Raw genomic sequence first — 15,595 nt, forward strand, 5'->3', positions numbered from 1 at the left:
GGCCACACGCGCGCCATCGGGCGCACGCGTCAGCAATCAGGCGCTAAGCGCCCGTCAGACGTTGCTTCGAGGTGGGTGGTCGGGCGGTTTGGCGCCGAGCCCGTCGAGCAGGCGATCGTCATGCGCCGCGAACCGGTTTTGCAGGGGATCGCGCGCGATCAGCGACGCAGCCCCGGCCGGCACCGGCAGCGAAACGCTGAGCATGCACAGCGCAAGGAACGGGCAGTCGTCGCAGCCCTTGCTCTTGGTCGTGTCCGGACAGCACGGCATGTCGGCCATCGCCTGGTCCGGCATGGTCACGTCCTCGGACATGACGTGATCGGACATGCCCGGCATCGCCTGATGGCCAGCCATCGCCGGCATCGTACCTGCCGACGCATCCGGCAGCATCCTGGCAAACGCCGGCGCCACGGGCGCGAGCAACAGCCCGGCCGCGACGAGCAGCAATATCCAGAGATTGACGAACCGCCTCACATGCATGTGTGGTTTGTCGCATGGATCGGCGCACGCTGCAAATCCGCCCAGCTTCACGATCACGCCAGCCGGCCTCGGACGGCACGGCGCCTTTGCCCCGCCGCTGCATGCGAGCAAGCGAAGCTGCATCCCTACCTCAACTGTCATCGCCCGGTTCAACCGGGCGATCCAGTACGCCGAGGCCTTTCGGCTCAACAATGACTGCCTCTGGAATACTGGATCACCCGGTCAAGCCAGGTGATGACACCGCGTTGTTTGGCTGGCGATCGCGCAACGAATTCGCTGTCGTCGGTGCGAAAGCAGGGACGACGACATTGGTGGGTGCGGCTCCTTCCACTCCATTCCGCTTGGCGCCCCTTCACTCCATCAGGGCCTCGACCTCTTTCCGGAACGCTTCGCGCGAGCCGTCGCGGGAGTAGAACATGTGGCCGCCGGGATAGACCACGAGCTTGCTGCGGTCCCTGCCCGCAAATGCCGGCAGCTGGTCGAGGATGATCTGCGAGGCGAGATAGGGCGTGGCGAGGTCGAACAGGCCGTGGCCGATCAGGAGCTTCAGTTTGGGATCGAGCGCCAGCATCTGGCGAAGCTGCGTCACCGACTCTGCCGGATTGACGCCGTGGCCGAAATCCCAACCCCGGTTCACGCTGTCGCTGAGCAGCTGATAGGAGCCGTCCGGCCGCCAGTTCAGCTTGCGCGTGGTGAGGTCGACGGCGGCGCTGGTCAGCGGCGCCATCAGGGGATCGCCGGAAGGATCGTTGAAGTGGAAGTAGCTCGAATCCGGATAGGGATCGAAGCCTTCGACGGAGGCGTCGTAGCGGCCCGTCACCTTGCCGTTCTTGCGGTCGAACTCGCGGCGGAATTCGCCGACCTCGAACCGGCCGGCGAGCCGGCGGCTCACCGCGGGTTCGATGCCGGTCAGACTCGCGACCTTGTCGGCGAGGCGTGTAGTGGCCTCGGTGTCGGCGAGCCCCTTGACGAGGTCGAGCAGGAAATCGCCGCGCGCGTAGCGCTCGACATCGGCGAGATCCTCGCGCGTCACCGGACCCTTCGCCTGGCGCGCCACCGCCGTCATGGTCGGAAGGCGCGTGACATATTGCAGGATGCTGGAGCCGGCATAGTCGCGGAAGTCGAGCACTGGCGAGATCAGCACCAGGCCGCGCACGCCGACGCCCTGCTGCATCTGCAGATTGCGCACCACCTTGGGCCCGCGAATGCCGCCATAGCTTTCGCCGGCGACGTATTTCGGCGAGGTCAGCCGGTCGTTTTTCTCCAGCCAGCGGCGGATCACCAGCGCGACCGCATTGACATCGCCGTCGACGGTGAAGAAGCGTTTGCGCGCATCCTCGGACGTGGTGACGAAGCGGCTGTAGCCGGTGCCGACCGGATCGATGAACACGAGGTCGGTGAAGTCGAGCCAGGTGTCGGCGTTCGGCGAGAGGTCAGGCGCCGCCGACGACACCGCGCCGTCGCCCTGGAACGACAGCCGCCACGGCCCGACACTGCCGAATTGCAGCCAGGCCGACGACGAGCCCGGGCCGCCGTTGAACAGGAAGGTCACCGGCCGGTTCGCCTTCTCCGCGCCGTCGAGCTGATAGGCGGTGGTAGCGATATCGGCGAGCGGCTCGCCCTTGTCGTCGAACACGCGGATCGAGCCCGCGGTCGCGGTGAAGGCGAGCGTGCGGCCCGGCAGCGCGACTGACTGCTTTGTCGTCGAGTCCGGCGGCAAACGGTGCTGATCGGCGGCGGGCGCCGGGGTGGCGCTGGCCGCGGGGCTGCCCTCGCCGCGCCCGGCCCGGCCCTTCTGCCCCGCCGGGGACTGCGCGGTCGGCGAGGGTTGCGGCTGCGGGGCCTCGTCGTCGGCGCACGCCGCGGTTGCCAGACACGCCACGAGCAACGCCGCTGCGAGCCGTGTCGCAAAACTGTTAGCCATGTCGTTCACTCCCTGTGCCCGCGTTTACGCATTCTGGCGGCGAAGCGGGATATTCTGGCGGCGACTGCGAGGCTTGAGACGAGGCCTGTACGAAGCTTGGCCCCGGCAGCCGGGACCATCTCGACAAGGCCGCCGGGGATGTATAGACGAGCGCGGCGTGTTCCGTGCCAAACGAGTTCGTGAGCAATGGCCAGCTCCAAGCGGTATGACAAGATCGCCTTCGTTGCCAGCCCGAGTGCGGAAGCGCAGTCCGCGCTCGAGCAGCTCACAGCGATGTATGGCAACAACCAATCCGACGATGCCGATGTCGTGGTCGCGCTCGGCGGCGACGGCTTGATGCTACAGACGCTGCACGCCCATATGCGGACGGGCAAGCCGATCTACGGCATGCATCGCGGCACCGTCGGCTTCCTGATGAACGAATATTCGACGCACGACCTGCGCACGCGGCTCGCTGCCGCGCGGGAGTCGCTGATCAATCCACTGCTGATGCGCGCCACCGACAGCAACGGCGCCGTGCACCTGCACCACGCCATCAATGAAGTCGCGCTGTTCCGCCAGACCTATCAGGTGGCGAAGCTGCGCATCCTGATCGACGAGCAGGAGCGGATGGCCGAGCTGATGGCCGACGGCATCCTGGTGGCGACGCCGGCCGGTTCGACCGCCTACAACCTCTCCGCCCAGGGCCCGATCCTGCCGATCAACGCGCAGCTGTTGGCGCTGACCCCGATCAGCGCGTTCCGGCCGCGGCGCTGGCGCGGCGCGCTGCTGCCGAACTCCGCCTTCGTGGTGATCGAGGTGATCGAGGGCGAGAAACGCCCGGTCGCCGCGGTCGCCGACCATGACGAGGTGCGCGACGTCCGCCGCGTCGAGGTGCTCTCCGACAAGACCATCGCGATGCGGATGCTGTTCGATCCCGGCCACTCGCTGGAGGAGCGCATCCTGCGCGAGCAGTTCGGGCACTAGGCACGATCCGGAAAAAGTTCGAAGCGGTGTTCCGAAACGATCATGTCCAATGAACCGGGGCGCTGATGCGCGCCCTGCCCGGCAACCAATCATTAACCGCCGGCGGGATATGGTTAATATCGGGTAATACCGCATTGGCCCGGTATGCCCGATCAGGGCCGGACCATGTATCGCATTGATTTCAACAAGCTGCGATTTCTGATTTGCGACGACAATCCGCATATGCGCCGCATCCTGCGGACGCTGCTGCATTCATTCGGCGCGCGCGAGGTCTATGAAGCCGAGGACGGCGCCACCGCGCTCGAGATGTACACCCATTACGTGCCCGACATCGTCATCACCGACTGGTCGATGCCGATCTTCGACGGGCTCGAGCTGGCGCAGATGATCCGGCAGCCGGAATCCAAGGGCAATCCCTACGCGCCGATCATAATGCTGACCGGACACTCCGAGAAACGCCGCGTCACGGTCGCTCGCGACGCCGGCGTCACCGAATTCCTGGCGAAGCCGATCTCGGCCAAGGGCCTCTACCAGCGCATCCTCAACGTGGTCGCCAATCCGCGACCGTTCATCAAGACCAAGACCTATTTCGGCCCCGACCGCCGCCGCAACACCACCAACACCTATATCGGCCCCGAGCGCCGCGGCAGCGGCGAGGTCGAGGTGATGCAGCAGCCGTCGCTGCTCGAGAAGGCGCGGCTAGGCCCCGGAGGATAAGATCATGGCGAAGGACAAGCCCGGGACGATCGAGGTCAAGAGCTTCGGCACGCATCACGTGATCACGCAGCCGAACCCGCTGCGCAAGGTGCTGCTGCGGGTGCCGGAAAGCGATCTCGACGATCCGGTCGGTCGCGCCGAAAAGGCGCTCGCCGGGCTGTCGGGCGAGTTCAAGGAATGGATGACGATCGAGGCCGACCGCCTCTCTGCGGCGCATGCCGCGGCGCTCCGCGACGGCTTCAACGAGCAGACCCGCGAAGAACTGTTCCGTGCCGCGCACGACATCAAGGGCGATGCCGCGACCTTCGGCTATCCTTCGGCCGCCGCGGCGGCGGAGAGCCTGTGCCGGATCATCGAGCACGCGCCGGATCTCGACGCGGTACCGCCGCAGCTGATCGCGCACCACATCAACGCCGTGCAGGCCATCGTGCGCGAACGCACCCGGCTCGACACCACCGTCGTCGCCGGGGTGCTGAGCAAGCAGTTGCGCGGCATCGCCGACGAGTTCCTGACCCACGCCAACCGCGACCGGCCCGAGCATCTCGAGGCGATCCTGGCGCCGAGCATCGTGCCGAACGAATAGTCGCGCGCGGTCGCGCCGCCGCGATTGCGGCGGCGGCTTGATCCTTATCTATCAGGCCTAGGCCGCGATCAGGTCGTCGTAGGGCAGCGGCGCGATCGCATCTTCCGCCGCGATCTCGTCGCAGAACATGCGGGCGTCTTCGCGCGCCGACTCGGTCGCGAACCGCCGCAGCAGGATCAGCAGCGGCTCGGCGGCCGAATGGTCGGTTTCGCAATGGGTCAGCACCCGCTCGACCATCCGCCGATGCAGCCGCGCCGCGCCGTCGCCGGTATCGACGAAGCCAATCTCGTGGCTGGCCTCGAGCGCGACGCGGAACGCGGCGTAGGTGGATTCCGGCAGGCCCGCCTTGCGCAGCAGCGCTTGCAGCCCGCTGCCGCCGCGATCGTTGAGCAGCGCCGAGACGCGCCCGTAAGGCAGCCCGGACAGTTCGGCGAGCGCCGCGCCGAACAGGTCGAGATTGCCCGACAGCAGCGCGCGCAGGATCAGGCCCGCGGTGAGCTGGCCGGTGGCGCGCAGATGGGTGATCAGGTTCTGCATGTCGTCGCCGAAGGCGCGCGCGGCGATGTTCACCGTAGAGCGCTCCCGCGCCTCGCCGGCGATCCGTTCGGCGCGGTCGGCGCCGAGCCAGTTCCGCGCCACCACGAACTGCGCCAGCGTGTCGGATAGTTTTGCGACCAGCGCCATCCGCGTCGCCGACGGCAGGTCCTCGAGCTCCAGCATCGACTCTCTGATGGCGGCGAGATGGCCGTGGCGCTCGACGATGCGGTCCCATGAGAACGGCGCGAGCTCCGCATACGGGTTCTCGATCAGCTCCAGCGCCGCCGCCGCCGAGCCGACCTCGGCAATTGCGGCAGACACGGATGGCGGCAGGTCGATGCGGCGCGCGATCGCGCATTGCATCTCGTCCGAGCCGGTCGCGACGATGTCGACGAGATCGGCATCGAGCAAGAGCGGGGAATGTTCCAGCACCGGCAGCGCGATCGCCACCTGGTCGGCCGATAGCGCCCGCACGATGGCGGCCGGCGCATCGGCGCTGCGGGCGAACACCTCGGCCATCGCCTGCCGTACCAGCGGCGACGGATCATCGAGCAGCATCAGCAGCGCGCCTTCGGCTGCGATACGGTCGTCCTCGCTGAGGTCTGAAATGAGCCAGGCTCGCGCCAGGGCTCGCGTCGCCTCTGCCCGCTCGCCTGCGGGAGCGGTCCTAATCCAACTAATGAACTGCCGAACGATCATGGTCCTGCCGGCTTACGCAACGAGACGGCATCGGTATGCGACGCCACTACAAGGAAAAATAAACCATGACGCTTAACAAAGGGTTCACCATAAACGTTTGGGATTATTGACGTTTCGTTAAGGCCTCAAGGCCGGGCCAAGCGCTAGCCGCTATAGGTGCCGTTCGGATCGCTGAACAGGTCGAGCCGGCCGGGGGCGCGGACCTTCGGCGTTGCGGACGCGGTCAGCGAGGACGAGCCGCCCCACAGCTCCTGCACCGCTGGAGAAATCGGCTGCGGGCGATCGCCGCCCTGGTACAGCGAGCGGAACATCGGTGCCTGCTGCGCCGCTGAGGCCGTTGCGGTGGTCGCGGCGACGGGCGTTGCCGTGCGGGCGTCGGGGAAAGTCGAGAGATAGGACGCGGTGTCCATCGTCAGCGCCTGCGTCGGCACCGCGCCGGCGACCGCATAGGGGCTCATGGTTTCGCCGCCGCCCGCCGCCGCGAAGGCGGTGCGCGTGTCCTGCGAATTGGCCGCAGCGACATAGCGTGTGGTCAGCACCGAATAGACCTGCGAGACGCTGCGCGCGTTGCCGGACTTGTCGTAGAAGATCGACTGGTTCGCGGCAGCCGCCTTCGGAAACATCGCCGCCGCATTGGCGCTCGGCGAATCCTCGGCGCTCGAGATCAGCTTGCCGGCGCCGCCGACGCCCATGAAGTGCGCCATGTAGAGCTCGGCATCGGTCGGGCGGCGGCCGATCTTGCCGGTGAGCTTGAAGCTGTTGGATTGCGTCAACACCCCCGCCATCGCGGAGGCCGCGTCGGGATCGTCGCGCAGCTTCATGATCGCGTTGCGCGCGGAGGCGTCGCTGACCGAATAGCTGCCGTCGGAATTTTTAGAGATGGCGTCGGCATATTTGCCGTAGCCGAGCTGGCTACCGGCCTCCTTGACGGTGCCGAGCCAGGTCTGGTCGATGAACTGGAACAGCCCGTGCGCCGACGAGGTCGTGGCACCTGCTCGCGGATTGAAATTGGATTCCATCTTCGCGGTGGTGAGCAGATATTCGAAGCTGGTGCCGGTCGTGGACGCCGCCTGCTTGATCGAGCTGGCGACCTTCAGGCGCGAGGGATCGACACCTGCCGCAGCCGAGGCATTGAGTGTGTCGACCGCCATCTGGCCGGGTGCCCTTGTCCGGTAGCTTTCGGGCGCCGGCAATCGGCACCCACATTGGGTCAGACTGCCGCAATTATGGTTAATGGGGGCTTAATCAGCTATTTTCGGTAGACCTCGGCCGGATCGAACAGCCGGTCAGCGTCGACAAAGGACAGGCTGACGGCCCCGCCCTCGCCCGTCACCGCGCGGTAGAAGCAGGATCGCCGTCCGGTATGGCAGGCGGCACCGATCTGCTCGACCTTGAGCCACACCGCGTCCTGGTCGCAGTCCATCCGGATCTCGAGCACGCGCTGGGTCTGGCCCGAGCTCTCGCCCTTGCGCCACAGCGCGCCGCGCGAGCGGCTGAAATACCAGCCCTCGCCGGTCGCGATCGTCTTGCGCAGCGCCTCGTCGTTCATGTGCGCGACCATCAGCACGTCGCCGGTCGCCGCATCGGTCGCGACGCAGGTGACGAGACCGGCCGCGTCGAATTTGGGCTGGAACGCCAGCCCTTCCTCGCGGTCGTGATCGTGGGTCGATGCGGACACGGAAAACCTCGCTTGAAGAAAACCGCGAGGTTACCGGTTCGGTCCTCGCACCATGGACAGGAAGCGCGCCTGCTCCGCCGGATTGTCGCGGAACATGCCGGTGTAGCGGCTGGTGAAGGTCGACGCGCCGTGCTTGGCAACGCCGCGCACCGACATGCAGGTATGCTCCGCCTCGATCAGCACCGCAACGCCGCGCGGCTTCAGCACCTCGTCGATCGCCGCCGCGATCTGCGCGGTGAGATGCTCCTGCGTCTGCAGGCGGCGGGCGAAGATGTCGGTCAGCCGCGCCAGCTTGGACAGGCCGACCACGCGCTCCACCGGCGTATAGGCGATGTGCGCCTTGCCATAGAACGGCATCATGTGATGCTCGCACTGCGAGGTGAATTCGATGTCGCGGATCAGGACGAAATCGTCGTAGCCGGCGGTCTCGCCAAAGGTGCGGTTCAGCACCTCGGCCGGGCACTGGTGGTAGCCCTGATAGAGCTCGTCATAGGCCTCGACGACCCGGCGCGGCGTGTCGAGCAGGCCCTCGCGGTGGGTGTTCTCGCCGATATAGCTGAGCAGCGTCTTCACCGCCGCCTCGGCCTCGGCGCGCGACGGGCGCGGCTGGTCGGCGCGGACGGCGGCGGCCATGAATTCGGCAGGATCGAGCTCGCCCTGACGGGGCTCGGCGGGCTTGTCGGTCGGCTTGTTGGGGCGGATCGATTTGATCAAGGCGTCCATGTCTTCTCCGTTCGACCGGCCTGGCAGCTATTGCCTTGGGGCCGGATGTGTCACCGGGCAGACGGGGCGGATTGTCCCCGCCGGGCGCCTGAGTCCGTAATACTAGCACCGTTGCGGCGGAGGTGGGCCGCACCGGCTGCATGGCCGGGCTATATTTCCGCCAATGCCATTCATATATAGGACGGTGAAACCCAGCCGCCAAGTGCGCCCAACAGCGCCTGAGAGCGCCCGGCCCCGCCGGAACCAGGCATCTGCCCCCATGCTGAATGACATTTACAACAAGCGGATCATCGAGTTGGCCGGCAATATTCCGCGCCTCGGACGGCTCCCGGATCCCGACGCCAGCGCCACCGCCCATTCCAAGCTGTGCGGCTCGACCGTGAAGGTCGACCTCAAGATGGACGGCGGCGTGGTGACCGACTTCGCCCATGACGTGAAGGCCTGCGCGCTCGGCCAGGCCTCCTCCTCGATCATGGCAAGCCACGTGGTAGGCTCGACCGCCGACGAATTGCGCGCACTGCGCGAGACCGTCCGCAAGATGCTGAAGGAAAACGGCCAGCCGCCGCAGGGCGGCAAGTGGGCCGACATCGCCCTGCTCGAACCCGTGCGCGACTACAAGGCCCGCCATGCCTCGACCCTGCTCACCTTCGATGCCGTGGTCGACGCGATCGGCCAGATCGAGGCGAAGGCGAAGCAGCCGGCGTAAGCGGGGCTGCGTTTCGCGCGTATCTCTCCCCACGTCGTCCCGGCGAAGGCCGGGACCCATAACCACAGGGTTGTGCTGTTGGCGTGAGCCGCGCCCAGCATCGCGCAACGGACACGCCGTCGGGGTAATGTGTCCCGGCCTTCGCCGGGACGACAGCGAGTTTGTGGCATCGCCTTCCACACAACGCGGTGTCGTCACCCGGCTTGACCGGGTGACCCAGTATTCCAGAGGCAGCAGTGCTTGAGCCGATGGGCCGCGGCGTACTGGATCGCCCGGTCGAGCCGGGCGATGACGGCGATGAACGGGGATGCAGCTTCGCATTCTCGCGACATGATTTGTCCGAGCCTTTGCTCTTCGTTCCACCCTCTCGCTTAACAGCGGGCGCAGGGAAAGCCGGGTGCCGATCGCACCCATGGGCCCCGAGCAATAGGTAGAAAGCTCGGGGAGTAGGACCACAGGTGTAACCGGAAGCAACCCGGCTTTCCCTGCGCGATGGGTTACGGCTTATACGCGCTCTCCCCGGCGAGACTTGGCTTTCTTGTCACCGCTTTCGCAAGACGCAAATTGCATCGAGCGATAGGACACCTGCCTCTAGGGCGTCAGGCCTGCACGACTTCACCGTCCGCCTCGCGTGCTCTCGTCAGTCGCAACGCGCGGCGTCGACCGCATCTCACCGCGACGCTAATGACGATGCGCAGCGCCCCTCGATCGGGTGAGACGCGCTATCTATAGCACTGAGCCGCCATTCCGAAAAAGCGAAATACTTCGCTGCGAAGGCTTGCGCCGTCGGGCAACTCAGTGATTGAATTTCGAGCGGGCACCTCTGGCACTGTGGCGCCGTTAATTCGCGTGCAACGATCAAGTCCCGTGACGCGTCAGATCGGAGTCACCCCAGGCTAGACGATCTAAGATACCCTAACCCGCAAGAAATAATCTCCTTGATCCGGGAGGCGATTAGCAACATCAACCTAGAGGTGTTGAAAGACATTTCTTGTTCGTCTGGCATGCGCGCACTTTTCCCGAGAGTAAAGTTCATCAGTTGCGAACGACCGCGCTTACGAGGACTGGGGGTCCCGCTATCGACACGCAGCGCTCCGACGGCGCCTCGCTACCACCATTCCTGCGTTCTATGCGCCAGCGCGCAATAAGGGAGGCGCGAGGGATGAGACAAGTTCAAGGATGGCTGTTGGCGACAACCCTCGCAATCGTGTTGCGGTTGGCTCCCGCTGCGGCAGAGGTTGCGCCGACGCCAGCGTTGATCTCGGCCCCCCATCGCGCTGTGGCCATCACCGAGGCAGGTGACGCCGTGCTCCGCGACGACGGCCGGGTCATTGGATTTAGAAACCAGACCGGAGAAGCAAAGGAGCCAGTCTTCATAGCGGGTCTTGATGACATCGTTGACGTGGCCGGCTCTCCCGAGGATGGGCTGGGTCCACGCTGGCCGCGCGGCAATGCTTACTGGATCGCGCTTCGGCGAGACGGGATAGTCCTGCAATGGGACGGGCATTGTGCCAAGGAAGGCATACACAACTGCTCGTTCTCGCCAGCGAGCGTCGTTCCCGGACTGCGGAACGTAGTTACCATAGCGAGCTCCCGCGGCACTCATCTGGCGGTCGACAGTGACGGGCGAGCCTGGGGATGGGGAGTAGACAGTCAAGGTCTGATTACTACTCAGAAGGTCGAACGAGATCGATCGGGGCGACTGACCCGGCGGCTAATCAAATCTCCAGTTCGGATTCCGGTACCCGCGCCACTGAAGGCCATCACGGTGGGTTTCCCGCATTCGATCGGAATTGATCGTACGGGCAACGTCTGGCTTTGGGGCGGCATCGACAAGCCGGACTTTCAGCCGGAGCGGAGCGATCTTGTTGTCGACGACAAGTTCATCGCCAGAAAAGTCCTCGGCATCCCACCAGCGCTCTCGGCAACAGCGGAAGGACCCACTTTTGTCGTGACCGATGGTGGCGAACTGTGGTCGTGGGGCACTCGCAACATTGCCTCCGCGTCGCCGACCAGCACCCGCGAGCCGCACAAGATCGAGGGCATCTGTCAAGTGAAGTCCGTCAGTTCTGCCTCTTCCATGGTCGCCGCTGTTTGCGAGGACGGAACAGTCTACAAAATGATCTTCCCTGGGGCTCCCGTATACGACTGCGAATCGTGCGGCAAAGTCGTTGCCGCGGAGCGGTGGGAGGTAGCGCCTCAAGTGAAGGACATTAAGGTCCTTCACCTCGCATACCCCTCAAACTCCGCAGTCTCGATGATTGATCATTTCGGCTCGACCTTTCTCGCGCCCTCTTTCGGCCCGGGCGTTTTTCTTCCTCCGCGCGACAAAATCATCGGCCCCGTCAATATCGATCCTCAAGTGAGGAAATAATGTCGAACGAGAATATTCCAGTCATTGCACGACAATTGTTCGGAGACGCAAAAACTCCGACCGGCGTTAATACCCCGTTCGTATACAGCCAGAAACCAAATAAAGGAGATTCACTTGCTCTTGGGAATACTCCTCCGGGGTCCAAGGCCGAGGGTCTCCCAATCGATTGTTCAAGTCTGTTACAGCAATCACTATTAGCATCCGGATACAACGTTAAATACTTCACTGCGCAGTCGGGTTTCCGGGCCAGCGACGGAAGCCTGAGCCAAGCTGCGTCGAAGTACTACTCTCAGGTCTCGCTCGACCAAGCACAGGTTGGCGACATTGTCCTAACGAGCGGCCACGTCGGCTGAAGCGCTTTAAGGATCCCAAGCTCGATCAGAACGCGTGGCTCGTCGAAGATGAGTCCACGGATTGGCTGGACGGCGTCAGATACATCGTTGAGCAGCCAAACAAGCTTGCTCGCGATGGCGAGTGGTTCGTCAGACTCCTGATAAACCGAAGCAATCTCTGCCTAAACCGGGACACTATCATCGCGGCGTTCGGACCGGGCGATCGGCAGCCTAATCCTGACTACCCACCAGACATATCGGACCAGAGACTAGACCAATTGCTCGACCCACACGGACATGATCGCCCAGCACGCCCCTACGTGATGACCTACGGATCACTAAAACCTCCACCGCAACCGGTTGAGTTTGTCTTCGATGATGGGCACTGCCTGGCCAACGTCACCATCGGGACCGATAGATCGCCTCATCTGCTGTTTCCGAAGTACTTCGCGCCGTTCGAGGAGCCGCGCGAGCCACAGTGAAGGACTCGCCGCACCATGTTCAGCGCCATGCGAGCTGCGTGCGTTCAATGGAAGCCGTTCTGTTAGTCATCAAAACTAATCTCGCAAAGGCTGCGTGTTTCGTTGCACTCAACCGTCTTACTGATAGTGAGATCTCTTGGGGGCACGAGATATGTTCGATTGCTACCATCGTTGGGCACGCGAGGTCGTGATACAATCGCGCTTCACCGTTAAGATCATCGGCGTACTTATCTCACTGCCTCTCGTGACAGTCCGCGCATCGGCCGATACGGACGGCATCCAGAGCAGCTTCAGCAAAGATAGGTTTTTCGATACCGTCCGGAGTCTGCGTCATGTGCGCGATCTTCGCAACGATGCGGAGGTCAAATCGTGGCTTCCGTTCGAGATGGAGAGCAGACAAAGAGCCGAGGCGGCCGGACCAGACGTCCGCGGAAGGGTCTCGTTGTTCGGCGCCGATTCAACATTTTTCGCCGACTATGTAATCGATCCACCGAACGACCACGAATATCGCGCCTACGTCAAATTCGTGCTCACCGAAACGCGGCTTTGTCTGTCACGAAACGACATCTTGGCGGCTATGGGCCCTGACGACCCCCGGCCGCATCCAGGCTATCCCGCAGATCTGTCTGACGCCGCAATGGATCGTCTCATTGGCATCTTATCCGAACACCGACCTGACCAACCTTTGGTCATGACCTACGCTCCTTCGGGTCTGGCAGAGCAACCCTTGACCTTCGTCTTTTATACAAGCCACTGCGCGACTGATCTGATGATCGGGACAGATACGACTTGGCAGCCATCGATGCCGATGATTGTCCAATAGATAGGCAAACGCTTTAGAGTTATCAGACAGGACGATACCACGATGGCGACGATTCCGACTCTTGATCCAAGGTTCACGTACAAAGATCAAAACGGCAAAGTGGTGAATGCGATCACAGTCGATACTCCACCGGGCTTCGAACACAACGTAATCGTCAACGCACTGAACACGCTATTGAAGCTTTGGACGAGCGACGACGGCGCAGTCACGATCTGGACAATGGCCAGTTCAGCGGCCGTCACGTGATTGCCGCTACCGGCACCGTGCCAGATAGCTTGCACGTCGCCGGGATCGGCGACTTCGACGGCAACGGCAAGGATGATATCCTGTGGCGCAACGATAATGGCGCAGTGACGGTCTGGGATAACGGGCAGCTCGGCGGTGCGCACGTGCTAGCTGCCGCCGGCGCCGTCACGTCGGACTTTCACATCGCCGGGGTCGGCGATTTCGACGGCAACGGCCATGACGACATCCTGTGGCGGAACGACAATGGTGCAGTCACGATCTGGGATAATGGCCAGATCGCCGACGCTCACACGATCGCCAGTCTCGGCACCGTGTCAAACGACTTCCACGTCGCGGGCATCGGCGATTTCAACAACAACGGACGCGACGATATCTTGTGGCTCAACGACGGTGGCCTGGTGACGATGTGGGATGACGGGCAACTGAGCGGCGCCCACACCCTCGCCGCAGCCGGCGCCATTCCGGCCGGCTGGCACATCGTCTGAGGTGCCGCCCGCTCCTACTGCGCCGGCTGAACCGGCGCTGCCGCCGGCGGAGCCTTGCCGCCGGTCGCCACGGCTTCGGCGGTCTTGGTCGCCCTCGCCGGCTGCGGCTGGGCGTCGCTATCGGCCGCGCTGCTCACGAAGCGCTCGCGATCCTTCGGCGTTGCTGCGGCGACGGGAACGGAGTCGTCCTGACGCGGCAGCACGTCGGCGACCGAATTCGTGGTGACGAGATTGGTCAGCCGCAATTCGTCGGCCGACAATTCGTGCAGGTCTTCCCACGGCGGCACGCTGAGCGACAGCGCCAGCAGCTCGCCGGCGCCGCCCATGTCGAAGGTGTATTTGGCGAGACGGCCGATGTCGCGCTCGACGATCATCAGGTCCTGCGCGGTGTAGCTCGCGGCGCGCGCATCGTCGGCGCGATCGCCCATCCAGATCTGATGAACGCGGACGTGAGCGGCCGGCGGGACATAGCGCGTCTTGCCGGACAGCAGCAGGAACGCGCACATCGATTCGCAATAGGCGTCCGGCACCACGCTGGCGCGCTCGCCCTGCGCGGTCTGGCTGACGATGCTGGTGCCGACCGTCGTCAGCAGGCCGAGGCCGCGGAAGCGACGGCCGAGCGCGATCGCGTCGTTGACCGAGCCGCCCGAGGAGTCGAGCACGATGGTGGCACCGCCGAGCTGGCGGCCGCGGGCGAATTCGTCGAAATCCTTCGGGCTGTCTGAGGTGATGATGCCGACCGCCGATACCCAGCCGCGGCAGTTCGGCTGGCATGCGATCCAGCTGAACTTCATCGGCAGCTTGCGTTCCTCAAGGCTTCCGCCCGCCTGGGCCGACGTGCCCAGCGTCGTGACCGAAGAGGAACCTGCGATGCAAAGGGCAACGGCGCCGAGCAGCGCCCAACTCCGCGATGAAAGGGACTTCAGAAGCTTCAAGTCGGTTCCTTCCCCCGAACCACTGGTACGAGCGGCGACGGCCCCATGTCAGCGCGCCATGATTCTGTCATCGGAGCGCAACGCGAACGGTAAACTCGCTTGCCGATACCGTCCATAGGACCTTTGCTGCGGCGCTCTTCGCGCGGTGCAATAGATGCGAACTGTGGCGTAAATATCTGCAACAGTTCAGTTCCTTGGCTTGGAACCCCCGCAAGACTACGTACATAGTGCATCATGCCGTCCACCGATCATTCGCCATCGCATTCCGCTCGATGCACGAGCTGTGCCAGCACGCTGCGCCGCCTGCCGCGCAACGGTGGCCGCGGCCTGATCTGGATCTATCGCCACACGCTGTCGCCGCTGGTCGGCTACAATTGCCGGCATCTGCCGACTTGCTCGGTCTATGGCGACGAGGCGATCGAACGCTTCGGATTATGGGCCGGCGGCTGGATGACGCTGGCGCGGCTGCTGCGCTGTCATCCGTTCGGGACATCCGGCATCGACAACGTGCCCCAGCTCAAGCCGGCGCGCGCGCGCTGGTACCTGCCCTGGCGCTACGGCCGCTGGCGCGGCGTCAACGACGCCTGACGGATTGCTGCGGCGCTTTCAATCGAACTGCGCATTGCAGACGCGCGGGAACTGTGGCGAAGCTGGCCGCATTGTTGTTCTGCCTACGAGGACACAACAATGCGCTGGAAAATCAGCCACAACGGACACGATCCCCGGCAGATCGATCTGCTGGCCGTGCTCGCTCTGCTCGTCCTGATCGTTGCCGCCTACGCCTACTTCGTCCACCGCCCCGACACGCCGAACACCACGGCGTTCATCGTGCCGAGCCAGAGCGTGAGGTGGTGAGGCGCGAAAGCGCGTAGCCCGGATGAAGCGCAGCGTAATCCGGGGCCGGA

General features: G+C 64.2%; 17 protein-coding genes. 10 read left to right on the plus strand and 7 right to left on the minus strand.

Features of this window, described 5'->3' with window-relative positions:
• Positions 1 to 54 precede the first annotated feature (54 nt).
• Positions 55 to 672: a hypothetical protein gene (locus tag JQ633_RS21600; protein ID WP_249159526.1), complete on the minus strand. Its 618-nt coding sequence runs from the start codon at positions 670 to 672 to the stop codon at positions 55 to 57.
• 160 nt (positions 673 to 832) lie between these two features.
• Positions 833 to 2,404, minus strand: a complete 1,572-nt coding sequence (locus JQ633_RS21605) for a S10 family peptidase (RefSeq protein WP_211987086.1) — start codon at positions 2,402 to 2,404, stop codon at positions 833 to 835.
• 186 nt (positions 2,405 to 2,590) lie between these two features.
• On the opposite strand from JQ633_RS21605, the gene JQ633_RS21610 reads away from it, so the two are divergent.
• From JQ633_RS21610 to JQ633_RS21620, 3 genes are all read left to right on the plus strand, one after another.
• Entirely contained in the window at positions 2,591 to 3,370 is a 780-nt protein-coding gene (locus JQ633_RS21610; RefSeq protein WP_211987087.1) for an NAD kinase, read from the plus strand.
• A 165-nt stretch (positions 3,371 to 3,535) separates the two neighbouring features.
• Positions 3,536 to 4,087 (plus strand): response regulator, encoded by a 552-nt coding sequence (locus JQ633_RS21615; RefSeq protein ID WP_211987088.1) that lies wholly within the window; start codon positions 3,536 to 3,538, stop codon positions 4,085 to 4,087.
• Positions 4,088 to 4,091: 4 nt separating this feature from the next.
• The gene (locus tag JQ633_RS21620; protein WP_211987089.1) at positions 4,092 to 4,670 is read left to right on the plus strand and encodes an Hpt domain-containing protein; all 579 of its coding nucleotides are present in this window, start codon (positions 4,092 to 4,094) and stop codon (positions 4,668 to 4,670) included.
• A gap of 57 nt (positions 4,671 to 4,727) precedes the next feature.
• Here JQ633_RS21620 and JQ633_RS21625 read toward each other — a convergent pair whose 3' ends face one another.
• The 4 genes from JQ633_RS21625 to folE all read right to left on the minus strand — a co-directional run bounded on the left by JQ633_RS21625 (position 4,728) and on the right by folE (position 8,307).
• Positions 4,728 to 5,906: a DUF2336 domain-containing protein gene (locus JQ633_RS21625; RefSeq protein WP_211987090.1), complete on the minus strand. Its 1,179-nt coding sequence runs from the start codon at positions 5,904 to 5,906 to the stop codon at positions 4,728 to 4,730.
• Positions 5,907 to 6,049: 143 nt separating this feature from the next.
• Positions 6,050 to 7,057, minus strand: a complete 1,008-nt coding sequence (locus JQ633_RS21630; RefSeq protein ID WP_211987091.1) for a transglycosylase SLT domain-containing protein — start codon at positions 7,055 to 7,057, stop codon at positions 6,050 to 6,052.
• Positions 7,058 to 7,155: 98 nt separating this feature from the next.
• Positions 7,156 to 7,584 carry a phosphoribosyl-AMP cyclohydrolase gene (gene hisI / locus JQ633_RS21635; protein WP_211987092.1) on the minus strand — a complete coding sequence of 143 codons (429 nt, stop codon included), beginning with the start codon at positions 7,582 to 7,584 and terminating at the stop codon, positions 7,156 to 7,158.
• Between the two features lie 30 nt (positions 7,585 to 7,614).
• The gene (gene folE / locus JQ633_RS21640) at positions 7,615 to 8,307 is read right to left on the minus strand and encodes a GTP cyclohydrolase I FolE (protein ID WP_211987093.1); all 693 of its coding nucleotides are present in this window, start codon (positions 8,305 to 8,307) and stop codon (positions 7,615 to 7,617) included.
• A 259-nt stretch (positions 8,308 to 8,566) separates the two neighbouring features.
• Between folE and JQ633_RS21645 the strand changes: the two genes are divergently transcribed.
• The 5 genes from JQ633_RS21645 (at position 8,567) to JQ633_RS21665 (ending at position 13,755) form a co-directional block, all read left to right on the plus strand.
• Positions 8,567 to 9,013 carry an iron-sulfur cluster assembly scaffold protein gene (locus JQ633_RS21645; protein ID WP_211987094.1) on the plus strand — a complete coding sequence of 149 codons (447 nt, stop codon included), beginning with the start codon at positions 8,567 to 8,569 and terminating at the stop codon, positions 9,011 to 9,013.
• A gap of 1,186 nt (positions 9,014 to 10,199) precedes the next feature.
• Entirely contained in the window at positions 10,200 to 11,387 is a 1,188-nt protein-coding gene (locus tag JQ633_RS21650; protein WP_211987095.1) for a hypothetical protein, read from the plus strand.
• Positions 11,388 to 12,352: 965 nt separating this feature from the next.
• On the plus strand, positions 12,353 to 13,024 hold the full coding sequence (locus JQ633_RS21655) for a hypothetical protein (protein ID WP_211987096.1): 672 nt from the start codon (positions 12,353 to 12,355) through the stop codon (positions 13,022 to 13,024).
• Positions 13,025 to 13,066: 42 nt separating this feature from the next.
• On the plus strand, positions 13,067 to 13,270 hold the full coding sequence (locus tag JQ633_RS21660) for a hypothetical protein (protein WP_211987097.1): 204 nt from the start codon (positions 13,067 to 13,069) through the stop codon (positions 13,268 to 13,270).
• Positions 13,271 to 13,287: 17 nt separating this feature from the next.
• Positions 13,288 to 13,755, plus strand: a complete 468-nt coding sequence (locus JQ633_RS21665; protein WP_211987098.1) for an FG-GAP repeat domain-containing protein — start codon at positions 13,288 to 13,290, stop codon at positions 13,753 to 13,755.
• A 14-nt stretch (positions 13,756 to 13,769) separates the two neighbouring features.
• On the opposite strand, the gene JQ633_RS21670 is transcribed toward JQ633_RS21665, so the two are convergent.
• Positions 13,770 to 14,690 (minus strand): hypothetical protein, encoded by a 921-nt coding sequence (locus JQ633_RS21670; protein WP_211987099.1) that lies wholly within the window; start codon positions 14,688 to 14,690, stop codon positions 13,770 to 13,772.
• A 234-nt stretch (positions 14,691 to 14,924) separates the two neighbouring features.
• Between JQ633_RS21670 and yidD the strand changes: the two genes are divergently transcribed.
• Both yidD and JQ633_RS21680 read left to right on the plus strand, forming a co-directional pair.
• Complete coding sequence (gene yidD, locus JQ633_RS21675) at positions 14,925 to 15,278, plus strand: membrane protein insertion efficiency factor YidD (RefSeq protein ID WP_211987100.1); 354 nt, start codon at positions 14,925 to 14,927, stop codon at positions 15,276 to 15,278.
• A gap of 99 nt (positions 15,279 to 15,377) precedes the next feature.
• A complete protein-coding gene (locus tag JQ633_RS21680; protein WP_211987101.1) occupies positions 15,378 to 15,545 on the plus strand; it encodes a hypothetical protein in 168 nt (55 codons plus the stop codon).
• The last annotated feature ends 50 nt before the right edge of the window (positions 15,546 to 15,595 follow it).

The sequence above is a fragment of the Bradyrhizobium tropiciagri genome (assembly GCF_018130505.1).
GTDB classification, from domain to species: domain Bacteria; phylum Pseudomonadota; class Alphaproteobacteria; order Rhizobiales; family Xanthobacteraceae; genus Bradyrhizobium; species Bradyrhizobium tropiciagri_B.